The sequence below is a fragment of the Streptomyces fodineus genome (genome assembly GCF_001735805.1).
Lineage (GTDB): Bacteria > Actinomycetota > Actinomycetes > Streptomycetales > Streptomycetaceae > Streptomyces > Streptomyces fodineus.
In genome coordinates, this window is sequence record NZ_CP017248.1 from 5,780,160 (window position 1) to 5,802,267 (window position 22,108).

Here is a 22,108-nt window from a genome sequence, read left to right on the forward strand (position 1 = left end):
AAGGGGGGGCATGAGGATCGGTGAACTCGCGGCGGCGGCCGGGGCGTCGCCACCGCGTTGCCGACGAGCACGCCGATCCGGCCGTACCGCTCCAGCCCGGCCCGTACGACGGTCTCGGGGCCGCCCCCGGCGGCGGACGCGCGTGCCGGCCCGGCCGGTACCGGCACCGGTGACGGGGGTCAAGCCCCCCTCAATGGCCCGATGTGAGCGGGCGCATGAGCAAGCAGGCCGTGCTCCCCCTGAGCGGCACCGCATGCCCCAACTCGGGCGCCGCATGCCCGAAAACGCCGCTTTGGTCCTCATCTGTAGTCGGCGTCAGGGCGGTTACCGTAAGGGACGGAACGATTCCGCCTGAGTCCGGGGAGCGGACCGGGGCGAGTGGGCGAGTGGGCGAGTGAGGGGGGCGCACCATGACGCGTCTGAGGGGCGGGGCGGTCGTCGCCGCGGTGGTGCTGACCGCCGTGGCCGGCTGCAACACGGACAAGACCAAGGGGGCCTCCGGGCCCGAGCGGACCGGCGGCAACGGCGCGGCCCTGGCCGCCGTCGACTCGCTGACCGTCAAGGGCCGGGCGCCGAAGACCGGTTACTCGCGGGCCCGGTTCGGCGCCGCCTGGGCCGACACCGACTCCAACTCCTGCGACACCCGCGACGACATACTCAAACGCGACCTGAAGGACGTGAAGTTCACCGGCGGCACCTGCAAGGTCTCCTCCGGCCTGCTCGAGCCCGACCCCTACTCCGGCAAGAAGATCACCTACCGGCGCGGCTCCAGCCAGGTCGACATCGACCATGTCGTCCCGCTCTCCGACGCCTGGCAGAAGGGCGCCGAGTACTGGGACGCGAGCAAGCGCATAGCGCTGGCCAACGACCCCCTCAACCTCATCGCGGTCGACGCGAGCACCAACCGCGGCAAGGGCGACGGCGACGCGGCGACCTGGCTCCCGCCCAATGCCAGGTACCGGTGCACCTACGTGGCCGAACAGGTCGCGGTGAAGAAGAAGTACGGCCTGTGGGTCACCGCCGCCGAGAAGGCCGCCATGAAGCACGTACTCAACGGCTGCCCCGGCCAGAACCTCCCCACGGGCGGCAACCCGACGAAGGCACCGGAGCGCTTCCGCGCCCGCTGAGCCGCGGTCCCACGGGGAACCTGGATGCGCCCGATCCGGGCCGGCGGGCAGTATGGCGGGATGCGCGATCTGCGGTGGGAAGAGGTCTCCGGCTGGTTCGACCCCGAGGAGATGGGCACGCTGCCCGACCTGCGCGTGCCCGGCACCACGGCCGAGCACTGGCAGGCGCTCCTCGACCTGGTCGTGGCCGGCGGCTGGCGGCACGAGTACGCGCAGGGCGACGCCGTACGACCGCTGCCGCGAGCCGCGCAGGTGCTCGGCCGCCCGCCCGGCGCCGAGTGCCCGCAGCTGCGGGTGTGGCCGGCGCGGGACATGCTGGCCGTCTTCCGTTTCCTGGGGCCGCAGGAGATCGACTTCGACGTCGACCTGCGCGAACTCCAGGGCCAGGAACGGCTGGACCTCTTCTGCGGATTCCTGCGGGCCATCGGCCGGCATCTGCACCGGCCCGTACTGATGGATCCGGAGGGCGCCCACGGCCACGCGATCCTTGGATACGACCCGTCGACCGACCGGGTGGCCCTCGCCTCCGACGTGCCGCCGGGCCCGCGCCGCTGACCGGCAAAACCGTTATCGGCGCGGGTGCGTGGCGCCTACCGTGAGCGTCATGGACGTCAAGGTGAGCAGCATCGCGGAGCGGCCCGACCGGCTGGCGGCGGTGTTCGAGATGGCCGACACATGGCCCGGGTTCGTGACCAACGACCCCGTGGGCGCCGCCCATTACGGCCGTATTCCCACCGAACTGCCGCAGTACGCGCTGTTCGCCGAGGACGACAACGGCGAGATCGTCGCCCACGCCTTCAGCGTGCCCTTCGCCCTCGACGTCGACGGCCGGCGCGCCCTGCCCGCGCGCGGCTGGGACCAGATCCTGCTCTGGGCCTTCGCCGACCTGCGCCGCGGCACGCGCCCCGACACGGTGAGCGCCATTTCCGTCACCATCGCCCCGCACGCCCAGGGCCACGGGCTGTCCGCCGTCATGCTCGCGGCGATGCGGGAGCGCGCCCGCGCCCGCGGCTTCCGCGAGCTCGTCGCCCCCGTCCGCCCCAGCGCCAAGCACCGCGAACCGCACACCCCGATCACCGAGTACGCCCACCGGATGCGCCCCGACGGCCTGCCCGAGGACCCCTGGCTGCGCGTCCACGCCCGGGCCGGCGCCCATATCGACTCCATCGCCCCGGCGTCCATGACCGTGGGCGCCTCGCTGGAGGAGTGGCGCCGCTGGACCGGGCTGCCCTTCGACACCGCGGCGGACGTCGAGGTGCCGGGCGCGCTGGTCCCGGTGCGCTGCGAACCGGAGCGCGGATACGCCGTCTACGTCGAGCCCAACGTGTGGATGCGGCACCCGCTGTGAACGGGTGCCGCATCCCGGCGCCGATCAGGCGCTCTTCAGGCCCTTCAGGGAGCCCAGGATCCGCGTCGTCACCTTCTTCGCGGTCGCGGCACCGTTGTCGGCGCCCGCTGTGGACAGCACCGTGATCACGGAGTTGCCGGAACGAGTCGCGATGAGCGTGGTGCCGTTCTGCCAGGCCCCGCTCGTCAGCGTCATCGTGTAGGCCTCGTCACCGAGCCCGGCCGTGGAGGCGCCCGAGAGCTTGACCTTGGCGTGCGCGTCGGTGTCCGTGAACGTGGCGCACGTGCCGGCGACGGTCTGCATCTGCTTCATCACCGCGGCCGCCGTGGTGCCCTGGAACGCGTCGATCTCCTGGGCCACTTCCTCGGTCTTGCCGTGGTTGGCGTAGTCGTTCTGCGCGAACGACACGCCACCCTTGTAGCCGGTCACCTGGATCCAGGACGTGCCCTCCAGTCTGGTGCAGTCCGGCTTCGCGGCGCTCCGGGCGGACGGGGAGAGGAACTCGCCGCCGCTGTCCGAGGCGCCGTCGGCCTCGGAGACGAACCCGGCCGGGAAGGCCGACGCGGGCGCCAGCGCCTTCTTCAACTGCGTACCGGTGGCGAGCCCGGCGTTGAGGTCCTTCGCCTTGGCCGGCTGGGCACTCGCACCCCCGGTGGGGGTGGAGGAACCGGAGGAGCAGGCGGTGAGGGCCAGCGGAAGTGCCGCGACGGCGAGCAGTGTGGCGACACGGGGGGTGAGGCGCATGACTGTCCTTCGAAAGGTGGGGTTCAAGCGGTGTGACGGGGACGTGTGTTGGGTGGCCCGGGCGCGCCCGGTGGGGGACGGGTGCCCGGCTGTCCCGGCGGTCGCTGGAGGGGGGCGGGTCGGGCGGTGACGACGGCTGTGCCGCTGACGTTGTCGTCGGCCGGCAACGAGTCCGTCTCGCCCTTGGCGTCCTTGGCGCGCTCCCGACCTTGGCCTTCATGCCTATGGCGAGTCCCTCCCCAGAGCGGCGGCCTCCCTCCGGTGGCCGCCTCGTTCGCTGGGGCAATCAGATCAGAGCCTGTGAACCGAGTCAACATGATCCATGGGGTCAATTGAGTACACGGCGTGAATGCATGGATCTTGTGTACGCCGGTATGCTCGGCTCACACACGGGACGAGGGGAGCGGGGCCGTGCAGGACAACGCGAGAGAGGTGACCGCGGCCGGAATCGCCCGGCTCGCCGGAGTGGGCCGGGCCGCCGTCAGCAACTGGCGCCGCCGGCACGCCGATTTCCCCAAGCCGGTCGGCGGCACCGAGACCAGCCCGTCCTTCGCGCTCGCCGAGGTCGAGGCCTGGCTGCGCAAGCAGGGCAAACTCGCCGAGGTGCCGCTGCGGGAACGCGTCTGGCAGCAACTCGTCGGGCACCCCGAGGGTCCCCTGACCGCTCTGGTCCACACGGGCTGCGTACTCCTGCTGATCCACGAACGCCCCACCGTCTGGCTCGACGCGAGCGCCGGCTCCGACGCGCGCCTGGCCGCGGTGCTGCCGGGCGCGCTGGAGCAGGTGCTGACACCGCGCTTGGGCGTTTCGGGGCGTGCGGTTCACGGTCGGCGGTCTGCGGGCGCGGCGCCGAGTGTGAACACGCCGGGTGGCGGAGGCGGTGTGAACACCGGGTCCGCTACGCCTGGTGTGAACAGGAGCCCCGGGGAGGCGCCGGGCGTGAACGCGGCTCCTTCGGCACCCGGCGTGAACGCGGCTCCTTCGGCACCCGGCGTGAACCCGGCCTCCGGAGCAGTCGGTGTGAACGCCGACCCCACTGCGGCCGGTGTGAACGCGGACCCGGCGGCCCCCGGTGTGAACCCGAACCCGGCGGCCCCCGGTGTGAACCCGTCACCGGCACAGCAGCCTGTGAACACCCCACCAGCCGTTCACACCACCTCAGTTGTTCACGACGCGCCCGCCCCCAACACCCCCGCCCCCAACACCCCCGCCCACCGCACCCCCACCCCCCACACCCCCGCCCTACGCCCCCCCACCGGCCCTCAACTCCTCCTCTCCGCGCCGCTCCTGCGTGGTGCGGCCGAGCTGGCCGCCGAGGTCGGGGCGCGGCAGGCCTTCGAGTTCCTGCTGGGCCGGCATCTGGACGCCAACCCCCGCCAGTACACGCTCACCCCGGCCGAACTCGCCGGGCTCATGGCGGACCTCGCCGGAGCCGCCCGTACCGTCCTGGACCCGGCCTGCGGCACCGGCGCCCTGCTGCGGGCCGTCGACGCCCGCCCCGACCAGGAGCTGTACGCCCAGGACAGCGCACCCGAACTGGCCGCGCTCACCGCGCTGCGGCTCGCGTTGCACTCCCGGGCCACCGTGCGCGGCGCCGCCGGAGACACCCTGCGCGCCGACGCCTACCCGGAACTGCGTGCCGACGCGGTGCTGTGCCACCCGCCGTTCAACGAGCGCAACTGGGGCCACGACGAACTCGCCTACGACCCCCGCTGGGAGTACGGCTTCCCGGCCCGCACCGAGTCCGAACTGGCCTGGGTGCAGCACGCGTTGGCCCGGCTGGCCGACGGCGGTGCCGCCGTCCTGCTGATGCCGCCGGCCGCCGCCTCGCGCCGTTCCGGGCGCCGGATCCGTGCCGACCTGCTGCGCCGGGGCGCGCTGCGGGCCGTGGTGGCGCTGCCGGTCGGGGCGGCGCCGCCGTACAACATCCCGCTGCACGTGTGGGTGCTGCGCCGGCCCGACCGGACGCCCGCGGCACCGGAGGTGCTGCTCGTGGACACGGGGAGGTTCGCCGGGGACGGGCGCGGCGGGCCGGACTGGGCGGCGGTGCGGGAGGCCGTCCAGGACGCCTGGCGTGCCTTCGAGCGCGGCGGACGACTGGAGGAGCGGCCGGGGCTCGCCCGTTCCGTGCCGGTCATCGAGCTCCTCGACGACGACGTGGACCTCGCCCCCGCCCGTCATCTGCCGCCGGCCGCCGTGGCCGACGGCGCGGAGCAGCTCACGGCGGTGCGCGAGCGCCTCGGCGCGACCCTGCGCCTGACCGCCGACCTCACTCCACCGCCCGCCGCGCACGCGCCCGGCGCGCGCTGGCCGCTCACCACCATCGGTGAACTCGCGCGCGGGGGCGCGCTGCTGATGCGCACCGGTGGAAACGGCGGCCACGCACGCGTGCCCGTCCTCACCGACCACGACGTCCTGGCCGGCACGGCGCCCTCCGGGACGCTGCCGGAGAGCGAGGAGGAGGCAGTGCTGACCGAACCGGGCGATGTCGTCGTACCGGTACTGGGTGGTGGTTCGGTGGTGCGCGTGATCGACGAGGCGACGGGGGGCGCCGCCCTGGGGCGCAACCTCGTGCTGCTGCGCCCCGATCGCTCGGCGCTCGACCCGTGGTTCCTCGCCGGCTTCCTGCGCGGCACCGCGAACAACCGGCAGGCCAGCAGTTACGCCTCCACCGCGACCCGGCTGGATGTGCGCCGCCTGCAGCTGCCCCGGCTCCCGCTGGACGAACAGCGGCGCTACGGCGCACGCTTCCGCGCACTCGACGAGTTCGAGCGGGCGCTGCGCCACGCGAGCCGGCTCGGGGACCAGCTCGTGCGCGGGATGTACGACGGTCTCACCGGCGGCACGGTGGCACCCGACTGATTGCCGGTGTGGGCCGGACAACGGTTCGGTACAACCAACAGGCTTGCCCGTGTCAGTGTCCGTGCCGGGTCATATGCTCGAAGCGACAATCGGACGACCGGCGTTGTCCCGCGCCCCGCGGAGCACGCCAGGCGGACACGTACGCCCATATCAGGCATCAGGAGCAGTCATGCAAGGCCTCGGCTACGGACAGCCGGTGAAGCCGCCGCCGCACACCGCGTGGCTGGTTCTGCTGCGTGTGCTGTTCGTGGCGATCGGGTTTTTCAGCATCGGCTTCCTGGCCTGGGCGATGCTGCTGCGGCTGGCGATCGTCACGCGGCGGGCGCTGAACTGGTGCCTGTTCGGCGCCGGGGTGATCATCAACTTCCTCAGCCTGGCGCTGGTGGGCAGCGAGCCCGGCGACGACGTGCACACCCCGCTCGGCTACTTCGGCATGTTCATGCTGCTCGGCGGCCTGGTGGCCACGATGGCGTACTACCTCGCCGCGGAGATACGCCACTACGCGCGGTGGAGCGAGGCGTACGCGGCGCAGGCGGGGTACGCCTATCCGGGCCCGGTGAACCCCTACACGGCGGCGACCGTACCCGCCGCGCCCTTCGGCCGGGCCGGCCGCGACACGCCCTTCCCGCCGGCCCCGCACACCCCGCCCCCGATGCCGCACACGCCCGTGCCGCAGCCGCCGCTGACCACGCCGCCGCCGCAGCGCCCGGCGCCCAGCCACATCGACCAGGTGCGCGCCGAACTGGACGAGCTCAGCGACTACCTGCGCAAGCACGACGGCCGGCCCGAGGGCCATGAGGGCGGCAGGTGAGCGTGGCGGCAGGACGTGTCGTCGCCGGCCGGTACGAACTGTCCACGCTCATCGGACAGGGCGGCATGGGCCAGGTGTGGACGGCGTACGACCGGCGGCTCGACCGGCGCGTGGCGGTGAAGCTGCTGCGCCCCGACAAGGTGGCGGGCCAGGAGGCGGACGAGCTGCGCCGCCGGTTCATGCGCGAGTGCCGGGTGACCGCGCAGGTGGATCACCCGGGCCTGGTGACGGTGCACGACGCGGGCAGCGAGGGCGAGGAGCTGTTCCTCGTCATGCAGTACGTCGACGGCGCCGACCTCTCCGACCATCTCGCCGAGCACGATCCGTACCCGTGGCAGTGGGCGGTCGCGGTGGCCGCGCAGCTGTGCGCCGTGCTGAGCGCCGTGCACGCGGTGCCGATCGTGCACCGCGACCTCAAGCCGCGCAATGTGATGGTGAAGCAGGACGGCACGGTCACCGTGCTCGACCTGGGCGTGGCCTCGGTCATGGACACCGACACCACCCGCCTGACCCACACCGGTTCCCCGATCGGCTCGCCCGCCTACATGGCGCCGGAGCAGGCGATGGGCGGCGCGGTCGGCCCGTACACCGACCTGTACGCGCTCGGTGTGCTGATGCACGAACTGCTCAGCGGTGACGTGCCGTTCGCGGGTTCCACGGCGCTCGGCGTGCTGCACCGGCATCTGTACGAGCCCCCGGTGCCCGTGCGCCGTATCCGGCCCGAGGTCCCCGAGGCGCTGGAGACGCTGGTCCTGCGTCTGCTCGCCAAGGACCCGCAGCACCGTCCGGGCTCCGCACAGGAGGTCTACGAGGACCTGGCGGCGCTCCTGCCCGCGCGCGGGACGCCCACCGGGGCACCTTTGGACCCCACGCGCCCCTTCCTGCGCCCGCACGCTCCCTGGCCGGACCGCGCGCGGACCCCCGCGCCCCAGCCCGCCCCCGTCGCGCCGGCGCCGCCCGCGGCCGGGAAACCCGACGTGGCCGCCGCCGTGGACGAGGTCAAGCGGCTGCTGGGGGAGGGGCGCATCACCCAGGCCGTGGACATCCTGGGCGCGATCCTGCCCGCCGCCGCCGAGCAGCACGGCGAGCACTCCCCGGTCGTACGCACCCTGCGCAAGCAGTACGCGGCCACGCTCATGGACGACGGCCAGTACCGGCGCGCGCTGCCCGAACTGCGCCGGCTCGCCGACGAACGCGCCACCGAGGCCGGACAGGCCGACCCGCAGTCCCTGCGCTACCGCTACGAGGCCGCGCAGTGCCTGGAGCAGCTGGGCGAACCGGCGGCGGCGCTCGCCGAGTACCGCGCGCTGCTGCCGTACTACGAGAACCAGTACGTCGCCGGAGACCCGCACCTCGCCCACGAGGTCCGCCGGCGCATCGGCCACCTGCTGCTCGCCCTCGGCGACCGGCCGTCCGCCCACGACACCCTCGCCCGGCTGCTGATGGACGTGGAGCGGCTGCACGGCCCCGGTTATCCGATGGCCCTGGAGATCCGGCGCACCCTGCAGTGGCTCGGGCAGGTGCGCGGTTAGCGCGTACGGCGTCCTGAGCAAGGCGTGTAACACCGGCTGAGCCGAAGCGGTGGGTGCGGTGGATGCGGCGGTGGCCGAAGCGCGTGGGAATCGTTGGTCGAATGGGTTGGCCGCGGCCTGCCCCTTGCCTACCATCGATCACCGCAAGACTTTGTGCACCGTCGCACAATCTCCTCGGGAGGTTTCCTTGCACCGCCGCCGTCGCACCGCGCTCGTCCTCACCGCCGCGATCGCCGCCGCGGCACCCCTGCTGACCGCCTGCGCCAACGATGCGCACCCGGGCGCCGCGGCCGTCGTCGGAGGGCAGCGGATCACCGAGGCCCAGCTGGAGATGCGGGTCGACGAGATCCGCAGGGCCCAGCGGGCCGCGGTGCCGGACGAGACCCAGTACCAGCAGGTCCTCGCCTCCACCAGCAGCCTCACCCGCGACACCCTGCACAACATGGTCCTCGACCGGGTGCTGGACCGCGCCGCGCAGGACGGGGGCATCACGGTCACCCGCAAGGAGGTCCAGCAGATGCGCGCCGGCCTGGAACAGCAGGCCGGCGGCGCCCAGGGGCTGCAGACCGCCTGGCTGCAGAAGTTCGGCGTCGCCCCCGCCCGCCTCGACGACAACCTCCGGCTCCAGCTGGAGGCGCAGAAACTGGCCAAGCAGCTCGGCACCGACACCAGTCAGCCCGTGTTCTGGAAGGCGCTGTCCAAGGCGTCCCGGGAACTCCACGTCGACCTCAATCCGCGGTACGGCTCCTGGGACGTGCAGAAGAGCAGCCGCGTGGACGCCGGGACACCCTGGGTCCGGGAGGTCACGACGACCGCGGGCGGTCAGCCGCTGACGGCGTAGCCCGCCGCCCGAGCCGGGATCCGGTCATACGATCACACGTTCCTCCCTGCCCTGTGGATAACCAAATCCGCTCCTTGCCGCCGTGGGTTACGTTCGGATCGTGAACGCATCCAGCTCCGACCTCGCCCCCGCCGCCGAGCCCGGTCGCATCGTCCTGCTCACCACCAGCCACCGCGTCGCCCCCGGCCTGCTGTCCTGGCCCGCCTGGCAGGCCCTGCGCGCGGCCGACACTGTGCTGTGCGCGGACGGGGCGCATCCGCAGCTGCCGTATCTGCGCGAGGCCGGGATAGCCGTGGAGGAGGCATCCCCCACCGCGCAGGAGCTCGTCGACGCCTGTGCCGGCGGGCGCACGGTGGTGGTCGTGGCCACCGGCGAGGGGGAGCCCGCGCTCACCGACGGCCTGGCCCGGCTGGCCGGCTCCGGCCGCGTCGCCATGCCCGAGCTGGAGCTGCTGCCCGCCTCCTACGACCTGCCCGGCGCCCGCCTGCTGGACCTCGTGCAGGTCATGGACCGCATCCGCGCCGAATGCCCCTGGTCGTCCCGGCAGACCCACCAGGGCCTCGCCAAGTACGGCATCGAGGAGGCGTACGAACTGGTCGAGGCCATCGAGGCCGGGGACCGCAAGGAGCTGCGCGAGGAACTGGGCGACGTCCTGCTCCAGGTCGTCTTCCACTCCCGGATCGCCGAGGAGCACCCGGACGAGCCGTTCTCCGTCGACGACGTGGCGGGCGGCATCGTCGCCAAGCTCGTCCACCGGCACCCGCACGTCTTCGGCGACGAGAAGGCCGAGACACCCGAGGACGTCAAGGAGCACTGGCTGCGCACCAAGGCCGAGGAGAAGCGGCGCACCTCGGTCACGGAGGGCGTCCCGCTCGGCCAGCCCGGCCTGGCCCTCGCCGCCAAGCTCGTCTCCCGCGCCCGCACGGCGGGCCTGGACGTCCCGCTCCCGCAGGGCGAGGGGATCGGCTACCAGCTGCTGGCCCTGGCGGCCCGCGCCGAGTCGGAGGGCGTGGACCCGGAGGCGGCCCTGCGCGCGGCGGCGCGAGCGTACCGGGACGCCATACGGCAGGCGGAGGGAGCCGCACCCCCGGCGGTAAGCGCGACCCCGGGCGACCACCGGGACGCGGAGGCCCACCCGGATCCGGATACGGTCGAGGGGTGACCGACCAGCACCACCCCTCGACGGACGCCGACCGCGCGGGAGCTTTTGCCGAGGGCCCGGCCGCCGCCCATGCCGCCGGCGGCGAAAGCTCCGCACCCGCCCTGTTCACCTGGGAGTTCGCCACCGACCCCTACCCCGCCTACGCCTGGCTGCGCGAGCATGCGCCGGTGCACCGGACGCGGCTGCCCAGCGGGGTGGAGGCCTGGCTGGTCACCCGGTACGGCGATGCCAAGCAGGCCCTCGCCGACCAGCGGCTGAGCAAGAACCCGGCGCATCACGACGAGCCCGCGCACGCCAGGGGCAAGACCGGCATCCCCGGCGAGCGCAAGGCCGAGCTGATGACCCATCTGCTGAACATCGACCCGCCGGACCACACCCGGCTGCGCCGGCTGGTCAGCAAGGCGTTCACCCCGCGCCGTGTCGCCGAGTTCGCGCCCCGGGTGCAGGAGCTGACCGACCGGCTCATCGACCAGTTCATGACGAAGGGCTCCGCCGACCTCATCCACGAGTTCGCCTTCCCGCTGCCCATCTACGCCATCTGCGACCTGCTCGGCGTCCCGCGCGAGGACCAGGACGACTTCCGGGACTGGGCCGGGATGATGCTGCGACATACAAAAGCAGGGCACGGCGCAGGGCCACGGGGCGGGGTCGCGCGGTCCGTGAAGAAGATGCGCGGCTACCTCGCCGAGCTGATCCACAAGAAGCGCGAGGCGCTGCCCGCCGAGCCGGTGCCCGGCGAGGACCTCATCTCCGGCCTCATCCGCGCCTCGGACCACGGCGAGCACCTCACCGAGAACGAGGCCGCCGCGATGGCCTTCATCCTCCTGTTCGCCGGCTTCGAGACGACCGTGAACCTGATCGGGAACGGCACCTACGCCCTGCTCACCCACCCCGACCAGCGCGAGCGCCTCCAGGACTCCCTGGCCAGGAAGGAAGGGGACCTCCTGGAGACCGCGGTGGAGGAACTCCTGCGCTACGACGGCCCGGTGGAGCTGGCCACCTGGCGGTTCGCCACCGAGCCGCTGACCATCGGCGGACAGGACGTCGCGCCGGGGGATCCGGTGCTCGTGGTGCTCGCGGCGGCCGACCGGGACCCGGAGCGGTTCGCCGACCCGGACGTGCTGGACCTCGCCCGCCGCGACAACCAGCACCTCGGCTACGGCCACGGCATCCACTACTGCCTCGGCGCGCCGCTCGCCCGGCTGGAGGGCCAGACCGCGCTCGCCACCCTGCTCACCCGCCTGCCCGACCTGCGGATCGCCGTCGATCCGGCCGACCTGCGCTGGCGCGGCGGGCTCATCATGCGGGGCCTGCGCACCCTGCCGGTGGAGTTCACCCCGGCCGCCGACGGGGCCGTACAGCCGTCGTAGGACCGTAAACGCGACAGTGGTTCAACTTTGTGATCTTCACGTGATCTGCGCGGCATTAACTTGTGACAAGTGATCGTCTGCCGCTACGTTCAGCCATCAGCGTGGCCAGAGGTACGACTTCGCCGCGCCGGTCCTGCTGTCGCACGAAAGGTTTCCGCATGCTCTCCGGGAACGGTCGTCACCGTCGCCCCCGTCAGGCTCCGGCCCTCCTCGTCGCGGCAGGCGTGACCGGCTCCGCCATCGCCATCCCCCTGCTCGGCGCCGCGAGCGCCAACGCGGCCGACGGCACCACATGGGACAAGGTCGCCGAGTGCGAGAGCGGAGGTTCCTGGAGCGCGGACACCGGGAACGGTTACTACGGCGGTCTGCAGATCTCGTCGGACGACTGGGACAAGTACGGCGGCACGCAGTACGCCGAGAGCGCCGACCAGGCCAGCCGCTCCCAGCAGATAGCCGTCGCCGAGAAGATCCTCGCCGACCAGGGCACCAAGCCGTGGGCCATGTGCGCGCTGACCGCCGGGCTGACCTCCCACTCCGGTTCGGTCGACGTCGACACCGGCGTCGGCGGACCGGGCGGCTCCGGCGGCAGTGGCGGGTCGAATGACACGTCCGGCTCCTCCGGCGGCTCGGACTCGTCCGGTCTGCCGGATTCGTCCTCGTCCGGCATCGGCCCCGGCTCCGACTCCGGCGCCAACTCCGGCGCCAATTCCGGCTCCGGCTCCGACTCGGACCCCACCGGCTCGAATGCCTCCGGCTCCCCCTCGGACACGAGTGCCACGCCGGCCCCGAGTCCGAGCAAGGACGCCACCGAGAACCCGGACAAAGCCGGCGGCACCACCGGAACCAACGCCCCCAAGTCCGACAAGAACGACAAGACCGGATCGCCCGGAGGCGGAGACTCACAGGGAAGCGGGGGCTCTCCCGCGGCGACCCCCGGCACCGATGATTCGGACAATTCCCAGCAGAACTCCAGCTCTTGGAGCCTGATCGACACCGGCGCGCTCAGCAGCGGTGGGCGTCACCGCGGCGGCAGCGCGGACGAAAGCGTGGCAAACGGTCAGAACCCGACACCTTCCGGCCGTCACGCCGACCGCGATGCGGGTACCTACACCGTCCGCGAGGGCGACTCCCTCGCCTCCATCGCCGACTCCCTCGGCGTGGACGGCGGGTGGCATGCGCTCTACGACGGCAACAAGAAGGTCATCGGTGCCGACCCGAACCACATCACCGCCGGTCAGACCCTGAAAGTCGGGGGCGAAAAGGACGGCGAATAGGGGGAGTTGACGCCCCGTTTCGCGCCTGATGTCCGGTTTGGCGAAAGTGTGGGATGAGTCTCAGAAGCCCTGATCGTCTTTGAAATTCCGCCGATCCCATGTCTACGGTCAGGACCGCTCGTCACCACGAGCCCCGGCACCGCAACGCCGAGTCCTGCCAGCGGTCGCCCGGGAACAGTCGTCGCGTCAAGCGCCGTAGGCAGGAGCGGGGGACCCAAGGTAAGCGCCGGGCCCAGCGGTTGACGCTGGACCGGCTTGGGGTGAAGCCGCACCTCGCGAGAGCGAGTGTGCGGCCGGGCAACTCAACCGGCCCGAACCCGACAGCTCACCTCGCAGGCGTCGGTGAGGGGATAGATCCATGCTGTTTTCCGGCAAGGGCAAGCACCGTCGTCCGTCCAAGGCCACCCGGGCCATCGCTCTCGCCGGTGTGACCGGCGCCGCCGTCGCCGCCCCGCTGATGGCGGCCGGCAACGCCTCCGCCGCCACCGCCTCCGAGTGGGACGCCGTCGCCCAGTGCGAGTCGGGCGGCAACTGGTCCATCAACACCGGCAACGGCTTCTTCGGCGGTCTGCAGTTCTCCGCCTCCACCTGGGCCGCGTACGGCGGCACCGCGTACGCCGCGCAGGCCAACCAGGCCACCAAGGCGCAGCAGATAGCCGTCGCCGAGAAGGTCCTCGCCTCCCAGGGCAAGGGCGCCTGGCCGGTCTGCGGCACGGGCCTGTCCTCCGCCGCCTACAGCGGCTCGGCCCCGACCGCCTCGACGAAGAGCACCACGAGCACCACCACCCGCTCCACCGACCAGCAGGCCGCCAACCGCTCCGCCGAGCGCACGGCCCCGTCGGCGAGCAAGACCGTCACCACCCCGACCGGCAAGAAGGTCAAGAAGGGTGACGGCGAGTACAAGGTGGTCAAGGGCGACACCCTCAGCTCCATCGCCGACAAGCACCACGTCGCCGGCGGCTGGCAGAAGCTGTTCAAGCTGAACAAGGACATCGTCCAGGACGCCGACCTCATCTACCCGGGCCAGCAGCTGCACCTGAAGTAAGCGACAGCGGCCTTCGGGTCCGCCCCCCGTCCCCACGGGCTCCCCGCCCCGGCGCGTGTTCCCCCGTACGCGCCGGGGCGGGGTTTTTTCTGCCCGCTTTCCCCACTCTTCACCTCGGCCTCACCCGGAGGCCCCTTTGTTCCGTCGGTGAACAATGGGTACCGTCTGCGTGTCCTCCCCGTCCACGGGACGGTCGGTCGGTGGCCGACGCCCCGGGGACGGTTAGGCTCTAGTCGCAAGGCACAGCCGTAAGGCACACGCCCCGCACTTCCAGCGTCACATCCCAAGAAGGAGATGCTCGTGCCGTCCATCGACGTCGTCGTAGCCCGGGAAATCCTGGACTCCCGAGGCAACCCCACGGTCGAGGTCGAGGTCGGCCTCGACGACGGCAGCACGGGTCGTGCCGCCGTCCCGTCCGGCGCCTCCACCGGCGCCTTCGAGGCCATCGAGCTCCGCGACGGTGACTCCAACCGTTACCAGGGCAAGGGCGTCGAGAAGGCCGTCCTCGCCGTCATCGAGCAGATCGGCCCGGAGCTGGTCGGCTACGACGCCACCGAGCAGCGCCTGATCGACCAGGCCATGTTCGACCTGGACGCTACCGACAACAAGGGCTCCCTCGGCGCCAACGCCATCCTCGGCGTCTCCCTCGCCGTCGCCCACGCCGCCTCCGAGGCCAGCGACCTCCCGCTCTTCCGCTACCTGGGCGGCCCCAACGCGCACCTGCTGCCGGTGCCGATGATGAACATCCTCAACGGCGGCTCGCACGCGGACTCCAACGTGGACATCCAGGAGTTCATGATCGCCCCGATCGGCGCGGAGTCCTTCTCCGAGGCCCTGCGCTGGGGCGCCGAGGTCTACCACACCCTGAAGAAGGTCCTGAAGTCCAAGGGCCTGGCCACCGGCCTCGGCGACGAGGGCGGCTTCGCCCCGAACCTCGGCTCCAACCGCGAGGCCCTCGACCTCATCCTCGAGGCCATCAAGGAGGCCGGCTACGCCCCCGGCCAGCAGATCGCCCTCGCGCTCGACGTGGCCGCCTCCGAGTTCTACAAGGACGGCAAGTACCTCTTCGAGGGCAAGGAGCGCTCCGCCGCCGAGATGACGGAGTACTACGAGGAGCTCGTCGCGGCCTACCCGCTCGTCTCCATCGAGGACCCGCTGTTCGAGGACGACTGGGCCGGCTGGAAGGTCATCACCGACCGTCTCGGCGACAAGGTCCAGCTGGTCGGCGACGACCTGTTCGTCACCAACCCCGAGCGCCTCGCCCGCGGCATCGAGGAGGGCACCGCCAACGCCCTGCTCGTGAAGGTGAACCAGATCGGCTCGCTGACCGAGACCCTGGACGCCGTCGAGCTGGCCCAGCGCAGCGGCTACAAGTGCATGATGTCCCACCGCTCCGGCGAGACCGAGGACGTCACCATCGCCGACCTGGCCGTCGCCACCAACTGCGGCCAGATCAAGACCGGCGCCCCGGCCCGCTCCGAGCGTGTCGCCAAGTACAACCAGCTGCTGCGCATCGAGGAGATCCTCGACGACGCCGCGGTGTACGCGGGCCGCAGCGCGTTCCCGCGCTTCAAGGGCTGAGCCAACGTGGAGTAAGCCTTAGCCAGTCATACGTACGTCCCCGTACCCGGTCCCGTACCGTGTCCGGGGACGTACGCACGTGTGAAAGGGGAGGCGGAGAGCCGATGGCCGTCAAGGACCGGGACCGTTTCTCCACCGCGACCAGGATCAGGCTGCTCGGCGAGCAGACGGCGGCCCGGGTCTACCGCTCCCAGACCAAGCGGCAGGCCCGCCGCTCCCGGCTCACCGGCCGGGCGGCGCTGCTGGCGCTGGTGCTGTGCTCGATGATCGTCGCGCTCGCCTATCCGATGCGCCAGTACGTCTCCCAGCGCGCGCAGATCTCCGACCTGCAGCGGCAGCAGGAGCAGGCCGCCAAGCGGGTGGAGCAACTGCGCGACCTCAAGGCACGCTGGCAGGACGACTCCTACGCCGAGCAGCAGATCCGGCTCCGGCTGCACTATGTGATGCCCGGGGAGACCGGGTACACCGTCGTCGACCCGGGCACGGCCAAGCAGTCCCGCGCCGACCTCAGGGCCGCCCACCGGCCCTGGTACGCGAACGTCTGGGACGGGGTCGACAAGTCCGACGCCTCCGACCAGTAACCGGCCTCCGGCCAGTAACCGGTCTTGGGCCAGTAATCCGGCCTCCGGCCAGTAAGCGGTCTTGGGCCAGTAACCGATAGAAAGCCAACCTGAAGCAGTCATGGAAACGCCCCCGCCGCCCACTCCGCGCACCGAGCCCACCGACGCGGACGTCGAGGCCTTCAAGCAGCAGCTGGGCCGCCCGCCGCGGGGCCTCAGGGCCATCGCGCACCGCTGCCCGTGCGGCCAGCCGGACGTCGTGGAGACCGCGCCGCGGCTGCCCGACGGCACGCCCTTCCCGACGCTGTACTACCTCACGTGCCCGAAGGCGTCCTCCGCGATCGGCACGCTGGAGGCGAACGGCGTGATGAAGGAGATGACCGAGCGGCTGGGCACGGACCCCGAACTGGCGGCCGCCTACCGGGCCGCGCACGAGGACTACATCCGGCGCCGGGACGAGATCGAGGAGCTGAAGGGCTTCCCGAGCGCGGGCGGCATGCCGGACCGGGTCAAGTGCCTGCACGTCCTGGTGGCTCACTCGCTGGCCGCGGGACCCGGGGTGAACCCGCTCGGGGACGAGGCGCTCGCCATGCTGCCGGAGTGGTGGCGCAAGGGCGCGTGCGTGACGCTGGAGAACACCGAGGGGGACGAGAAGTGACGCGCGTCGCCGCCATCGACTGCGGTACGAACTCCATCCGGCTGCTGGTCGCCGATGTGCATCCGCAGTCCGGTGAACTCGTCGACCTGGACCGCCGGATGACGATCGTGCGGCTCGGCCAGGGCGTCGACCGCACCGGCCGGCTCGCCCCCGAGGCGCTGGAGCGCACGTTCGCGGCCTGCCGTGAGTACGCGGCCGTGATCAAGGAGCACGGCGTCGAGCGGCTGCGCTTCGTGGCCACCTCCGCCTCCCGTGACGCCGAGAACCGGGACGAGTTCGTACGCGGCGTGCTGGACATCCTCGGGGTCGAGCCGGAGGTGATCACGGGCGACCAGGAGGCCGAGTTCTCCTTCACCGGTGCGACCAGGGAACTGCAGGGGCGGGCGGATCTCACCAAGCCGTACCTGGTGGTGGACATCGGCGGCGGGTCCACCGAGTTCGTCGTCGGCGAGGAGCATGTGCGGGCCGCGCGGTCCGTGGACGTCGGCTGTGTGCGGATGACCGAGCGGCATCTGGTGCACGGGGGCAAGGTCTCCGACCCGCCCACCGAGGCGGAGATCGCCGCCATGCGGGCCGACATCGAGGCGGCCCTGGACCTCGCCGAGCAGACGGTCCCGCTCGGCGAGGCGCACACCCTGGTGGGCCTCGCCGGGTCCGTCACCAGCGTCTCGGCCATCGCCCAGGAACTGCCCGAGTACGACTCCGCGCGCATCCACCACTCCCGGATCTCCCACGACCGGGTCCGCGAGATCACCGAGTGGCTGCTGCGCTCCACGCACGCCGAGCGCGCCGCCGTCCCGTCCCTGCACCCCGGCCGGGTCGACGTCATCGGCGCGGGCGCTCTCGTGCTGCTCGCGATCATGGAGCGGATCGGCGCCGAGGAGGTCGTGGTGAGCGAGCACGACATCCTCGACGGCATCGCCTTCACGGTGGCGGAAGCGGCCGAATCCGGCAACGAGGCCGCTGACCTGCGGTGACGATGAGCGGCCCCCGTCCTTGCCGAGAGGAACCGGGGCCGTCGTCCCGAGCCCGTCCGCGCTGTTGCCCGGCTCTCTTTTGTTACTGATGGGTAGCCACTGCTGAGCAGGTCGGATAACGTCTGAGCGGCTTCCGGGGCTCTGTGCGCCCCCTGCGCGACGTGGCGTCGGAAAACTTCGTGAAGTTCTTCACAAGGAATTTGGGATGGCGGGCGCACGGGAAGGTGCCTGTTGGCCCTTTCGGGGGCTGAAGAGGCCCTTGAACATGTTCAGATGGGGGCCGTAGGGCGGCTTCGGATCGCGTGCCGACAGGGGTGTTTCGGGTCGCTCACACCCTCGTCCGCCGCCGAGAGAGGCAGCTCACGCGGCATTGACATCGGTCCAAAGGGTGCTGCGGTTCCCCTGGGCGGTGATGACCTGCGTCACGCGAGTCGCGGAGTGTAGCACAGGCCCTGTCGGACCTTGTGAAGGGGCGCACGAGCGACCCCCTCGGGGCGGGTGGATACTCGATGGCATGAGCACCACGGAGCGTCCCAGGATCCTCGTAGTAGGCGGTGGGTACGTAGGCCTGTACGCAGCTCGGCGCATTCTCAAGAAGATGCGCTACGGAGAGGCGACCGTCACGGTCGTCGACCCCCGGTCGTACATGACCTACCAGCCCTTCCTCCCCGAAGCCGCCGCCGGCAACATCTCCCCTCGCCATGTCGTCGTCCCGCTGCGACGCGTGCTGCCGAAGGCGGAGGTCCTCACCGGTCGGGTCACCACCATCGACCAGGACCGCAAGGTCGCCACGATCGCCCCGCTGGTGGGCGAGGCGTACGAGCTGCCCTTCGACTACCTCGTCATCGCGCTCGGCGCGGTGTCCCGTACCTTCCCGATCCCCGGCCTCGCCGAGCAGGGCATCGGCATGAAGGGCATCGAGGAGTCCATCGGCCTGCGCAACCACGTGCTGGAGCAGCTGGACAAGGCCGACTCCACGACCGACGAGGAGATCCGCCGCAAGGCGCTCACCTTCGTCTTCATCGGCGGTGGCTTCGCGGGTGCGGAGACCATCGGCGAGGTCGAGGACATGGCCCGGGACGCGGCCAAGTACTACAAGAACGTGTCCCGTGAGGACATGCGCTTCATCCTCGTCGACGCCGCCGACAAGATCCTCCCCGAGGTGGGTCCCAAGCTCGGCCAGTACGGCAAGGAGCACCTCGAGGGCCGCGGCGTGGAGATCTACCTCTCCACCTCCATGGACTCCTGCGTCGACGGCCACGTGGTGCTGAAGAACGGCCTCGAGGTCGACTCCAACACGATCGTGTGGACCGCCGGCGTCAAGCCGAACCCGGCCCTGTCCCGCTTCGGTCTGCCGCTCGGCCCGCGCGGCCACGTCGACTGCGAGCCCACCCTCCAGGTCAAGGGCACGGACTACATCTGGGCCGCCGGTGACAACGCGCAGGTCCCGGACCTCGTCGGCCGCAAGGCGGGCAACGAGAACGCCTGGTGCCCGCCGAACGCCCAGCACGCGCTGCGCCAGGCCAAGGTGCTCGGCGACAACGTGGTCTCCGGTATGCGGGGCTTCCCGCAGAAGGAGTACGAGCACGCCAACAAGGGTGCGGTCGCCGGTCTCGGCCTGCACAAGGGCGTGGCGATGATCGTCATGGGCAAGGTGAAGATCAAGCTCAAGGGCCGCCTCGCCTGGTACATGCACCGTGGCTACCACGGCATGGCGATGCCGACCTGGAACCGCAAGATCCGTGTCCTCGCCGACTGGACGCTCGGCATGTTCCTCAAGCGCGAGGTCGTCTCCCTGGGCGCCATGGAGAACCCGCGCGAGGAGTTCTACGAGGCCGCCAAGCCCGCGCCGGTCGCCGCCGCCAAGACCGGGGAGAAGGCCAAGGCCTCCTGACCTCCGGTCACCGGAACACCCCGAAGGACCTCCTGCCATCCGTGGTGCGGGAGGTCCTTCGGCGTGTGCGGGCCCCGGCTCTCATGCGGCCGCAGGCGTTCCGCGGTCAGGTGGCCACGGCGGGGTCCTGGGCCTGCCGGACGCTGTGGTCCGGGAGCTTGATGCTGTCGAGCACCTGCTGGTAGTCGTGGTCGACGGAGTCCCGCTGGTCGCTGTTGCCGACGTCCTCGATGATGATCGCCCGCTGGCCGAGGTCGACGAGGCGGATGTGACCCACCCTGCCGTCGGCGCCGACGAGCTTCGCCTCCAGATAGCGGTGGCCGTCCTTGGTGCCGTCGTGGACATCGGTGCTGCGCAGCCTGGCGCCCGGATCGCCGCTGTTGTAGCCGTCCACCGCGTTCTTGAGACCTGCTTCGAGATCCCACGGCTTGTTCGCTTCCGAAGCGGGCCCGTCGTAGACCGAGAAGCCGATGGCCCCGTAGCCGGTCGGCACCACATAGTCACGGCAGCTGATCTGGTTGTCGGTGTTCTCCTGCGTCCGGGGCTTTCCCGGGAGCTGGACGGTGATACCGCTCGGCGTGTCGGTGACCTGCTTCCACTGTGTGGCGGCGTCGACGTGGCCGGCGGCGGTGACGGAGGCGGGGTGCGGGGCCGCCGGAGCGGCGAACGCGGCGCCCTGCGACAGCACACCCCCGGTGATCACGGTGGTCGAGGCGGCGAGAAGGGCGAGGCGCTGGTACTTGGAGAGACGAATCATGGTGATGCACATCCGATGAGGTGGGGGGTTCGGGGTACGTCATCCATTACGGCCCGGCTCCCGAGGCGCGTCATGCCACTGCAAGCCGTGACTTGACCGATGGCAGGCGCTTCCCGCACACTCTGCGCCCCCATCTGCATGGCATATGCAACTATTTTGCTCAGTTGTAACTCCTTTGCGGGACTGCGCTGGACCACCGACGGTGTTTACGTGGTTACCGGCATCCGGGATCTCGTCTTGGAGGTGTGCGCCATGGCCGACGCCGCGTCGCGGCTGAGGAGTCTTGCCGAGCAGTTGCTGGGAGCCCCGCTCCCGCTCCGGCTGCGGGCCTGGGATGGATCGCAGGCCGGGCCGCCGGGTGCGCCGGCGCTGGTCGTGCGCAACCGCCGCGCCCTGCGCCGCATGCTGTTCAAACCGGGCGAGCTGGGCCTCGCCCGTGCCTGGGTCTCCGGCGACCTGGGGATCGAGGGCGACCTGTACACCGCGCTGGACGCGCTGGCGGGACTCGTGTGGGAGCGCGGGGAAGACAGCCGCAGCCTCGTCGAGGCCCTGCGCGACCCGGCCGTACGGGCCGCCGTCCGTGACCTGCTGAAGCTGGCGGGCCCGCCGATCCCGCCCGCGCCGCCGCGCGAGGAGGTCCGCAGGCCGCGCCGGCGTCTGCACACCCGGCACACCGACAAGCGGGCCATCAGCCACCACTACGACGTCGGCAACGACTTCTACGAGCTCGTCCTCGGGCCGTCCATGGTGTACTCCTGCGCCTACTGGGGGGCCGCCGAAAAGGGCGAGACGCTTCAGAGCGCCCAGCGGGACAAGCTCGAACTCATCTGCGCCAAGCTCGGACTGACCCCCGGTCAGCGACTGCTGGACGTCGGCTGCGGCTGGGGCTCGATGGCCATCCACGCGGCCCGTGAGCACGGCGTGAGCGTCGTCGGGGTCACGCTGTCGCAGGAGCAGGCGGCGTACGCCCGTAAGCGCGTCGCCGACGAGGGGCTGACCGACCGGGTGGAGATCAGGGTCCAGGACTACCGGGACGTGGCGGACGGGCCCTTCGACGCCATCTCCTCCATCGGCATGGCCGAACACGTCGGCGCCGAACGGTACCTGGAGTACGCCCGCCAGTTGTACGCCCTGCTGAAGCCCGGCGGGCGGCTGCTCAACCACCAGATCGCCCGCCGCCCGCAGCGCGACGAATCGGCGTACGAGGTGGACGAGTTCATCGACGCCTACGTCTTCCCCGACGGCGAACTCGCCCCGGTCGGGACCACCGTCACCCAGCTGGAGCACGCCGGGTTCGAGGTGCGGGACGTGGAGTCCATCCGCGAGCACTACGCCCGCACCCTGCGTCAGTGGGTGACCAACCTGGAGGCCGACTGGGACCACGCCGTACGCCTCACCAGCCCCGGCCGGGCCCGCGTCTGGCAGCTGTACATGGCCGCCTCCGCGCTCGCCTTCGAACGCAACCGGATCGGCGTCAACCAGGTCCTGGCGCTGCGCACCCCGGAGCCGGGCACCTCCGGGCTGCCGCTGCGCACCCGCACCTGGAACACCTGAGCACATGAGAG

19 protein-coding genes and 1 riboswitch are annotated in these 22,108 nt (G+C 71.5%); of the genes, 17 read left to right on the top strand and 2 right to left on the bottom strand.

What is annotated here, in order from left to right; all coding sequences use genetic code 11:
- The first annotated feature begins 410 nt into the window (after positions 1-410).
- Genes BFF78_RS24795 through BFF78_RS24805 form a run of 3 tightly spaced genes read left to right on the top strand, consistent with a single transcriptional unit; the run spans position 411 to position 2,475 of the window.
- Positions 411-1,127, top strand: a complete 717-nt coding sequence (locus BFF78_RS24795) for an HNH endonuclease family protein (protein WP_069780407.1) — start codon at positions 411-413, stop codon at positions 1,125-1,127.
- Positions 1,128-1,187: 60 nt separating this feature from the next.
- Positions 1,188-1,682, top strand: a complete 495-nt coding sequence (locus tag BFF78_RS24800) for a hypothetical protein (RefSeq protein ID WP_079161851.1) — start codon at positions 1,188-1,190, stop codon at positions 1,680-1,682.
- 49 nt (positions 1,683-1,731) lie between these two features.
- The gene (locus BFF78_RS24805; RefSeq protein WP_193433532.1) at positions 1,732-2,475 is read left to right on the top strand and encodes a GNAT family N-acetyltransferase; all 744 of its coding nucleotides are present in this window, start codon (positions 1,732-1,734) and stop codon (positions 2,473-2,475) included.
- A 24-nt stretch (positions 2,476-2,499) separates the two neighbouring features.
- Here the strand turns inward: BFF78_RS24805 and BFF78_RS24810 are convergent, their stop codons facing one another.
- Positions 2,500-3,219 carry a hypothetical protein gene (locus BFF78_RS24810; RefSeq protein ID WP_069780410.1) on the bottom strand — a complete coding sequence of 240 codons (720 nt, stop codon included), beginning with the start codon at positions 3,217-3,219 and terminating at the stop codon, positions 2,500-2,502.
- A 411-nt stretch (positions 3,220-3,630) separates the two neighbouring features.
- Between BFF78_RS24810 and BFF78_RS24815 the strand changes: the two genes are divergently transcribed.
- The 13 genes from BFF78_RS24815 (at position 3,631) to BFF78_RS24875 (ending at position 19,786) form a co-directional block, all read left to right on the top strand.
- A complete protein-coding gene (locus tag BFF78_RS24815; RefSeq protein WP_069780411.1) occupies positions 3,631-6,081 on the top strand; it encodes an N-6 DNA methylase in 2,451 nt (816 codons plus the stop codon).
- A 169-nt stretch (positions 6,082-6,250) separates the two neighbouring features.
- Positions 6,251-6,892: a hypothetical protein gene (locus BFF78_RS24820; protein WP_069780412.1), complete on the top strand. Its 642-nt coding sequence runs from the start codon at positions 6,251-6,253 to the stop codon at positions 6,890-6,892.
- Between the two features lie 38 nt (positions 6,893-6,930).
- Entirely contained in the window at positions 6,931-8,424 is a 1,494-nt protein-coding gene (locus BFF78_RS24825; protein ID WP_261340738.1) for a serine/threonine-protein kinase, read from the top strand.
- A gap of 187 nt (positions 8,425-8,611) precedes the next feature.
- Positions 8,612-9,265 (top strand): SurA N-terminal domain-containing protein, encoded by a 654-nt coding sequence (locus BFF78_RS24830; protein WP_069780414.1) that lies wholly within the window; start codon positions 8,612-8,614, stop codon positions 9,263-9,265.
- Positions 9,266-9,365: 100 nt separating this feature from the next.
- Positions 9,366-10,427, top strand: coding sequence for a nucleoside triphosphate pyrophosphohydrolase (locus tag BFF78_RS24835; RefSeq protein WP_079161852.1), 1,062 nt, complete (start codon positions 9,366-9,368; stop codon positions 10,425-10,427).
- Positions 10,424-11,797, top strand: coding sequence for a cytochrome P450 family protein (locus BFF78_RS24840; RefSeq protein WP_418346684.1), 1,374 nt, complete (start codon positions 10,424-10,426; stop codon positions 11,795-11,797). The genes BFF78_RS24835 and BFF78_RS24840 overlap by 4 nt, the downstream gene beginning before the upstream one ends.
- 158 nt (positions 11,798-11,955) lie before the next feature.
- Positions 11,956-13,071 carry a LysM peptidoglycan-binding domain-containing protein gene (locus tag BFF78_RS24845; RefSeq protein ID WP_069780415.1) on the top strand — a complete coding sequence of 372 codons (1,116 nt, stop codon included), beginning with the start codon at positions 11,956-11,958 and terminating at the stop codon, positions 13,069-13,071.
- 181 nt (positions 13,072-13,252) lie between these two features.
- Positions 13,253-13,425: riboswitch (cyclic di-AMP (ydaO/yuaA leader) on the top strand.
- Between the two features lie 4 nt (positions 13,426-13,429).
- A complete protein-coding gene (locus BFF78_RS24850) occupies positions 13,430-14,116 on the top strand; it encodes a LysM peptidoglycan-binding domain-containing protein (RefSeq protein WP_069780416.1) in 687 nt (228 codons plus the stop codon).
- 294 nt (positions 14,117-14,410) lie between these two features.
- Positions 14,411-15,697, top strand: coding sequence for a phosphopyruvate hydratase (gene eno, locus BFF78_RS24855; protein ID WP_069780417.1), 1,287 nt, complete (start codon positions 14,411-14,413; stop codon positions 15,695-15,697).
- Between the two features lie 104 nt (positions 15,698-15,801).
- Complete coding sequence (locus BFF78_RS24860; RefSeq protein WP_069780418.1) at positions 15,802-16,278, top strand: FtsB family cell division protein; 477 nt, start codon at positions 15,802-15,804, stop codon at positions 16,276-16,278.
- 100 nt (positions 16,279-16,378) lie between these two features.
- Positions 16,379-16,915, top strand: coding sequence for a DUF501 domain-containing protein (locus tag BFF78_RS24865; RefSeq protein WP_069780419.1), 537 nt, complete (start codon positions 16,379-16,381; stop codon positions 16,913-16,915).
- Positions 16,912-17,892 (top strand): Ppx/GppA phosphatase family protein, encoded by a 981-nt coding sequence (locus BFF78_RS24870; RefSeq protein WP_069780420.1) that lies wholly within the window; start codon positions 16,912-16,914, stop codon positions 17,890-17,892. The genes BFF78_RS24865 and BFF78_RS24870 overlap by 4 nt, the downstream gene beginning before the upstream one ends.
- A 514-nt stretch (positions 17,893-18,406) precedes the next feature.
- The gene (locus BFF78_RS24875; RefSeq protein ID WP_079161463.1) at positions 18,407-19,786 is read left to right on the top strand and encodes an NAD(P)/FAD-dependent oxidoreductase; all 1,380 of its coding nucleotides are present in this window, start codon (positions 18,407-18,409) and stop codon (positions 19,784-19,786) included.
- A gap of 106 nt (positions 19,787-19,892) precedes the next feature.
- On the opposite strand, the gene BFF78_RS24880 is transcribed toward BFF78_RS24875, so the two are convergent.
- Positions 19,893-20,543, bottom strand: a complete 651-nt coding sequence (locus tag BFF78_RS24880) for a hypothetical protein (protein WP_159033053.1) — start codon at positions 20,541-20,543, stop codon at positions 19,893-19,895.
- A 252-nt stretch (positions 20,544-20,795) separates the two neighbouring features.
- On the opposite strand from BFF78_RS24880, the gene BFF78_RS24885 reads away from it, so the two are divergent.
- A complete protein-coding gene (locus BFF78_RS24885) occupies positions 20,796-22,097 on the top strand; it encodes an SAM-dependent methyltransferase (protein WP_069780423.1) in 1,302 nt (433 codons plus the stop codon).
- Positions 22,098-22,108: the final 11 nt, after the last annotated feature.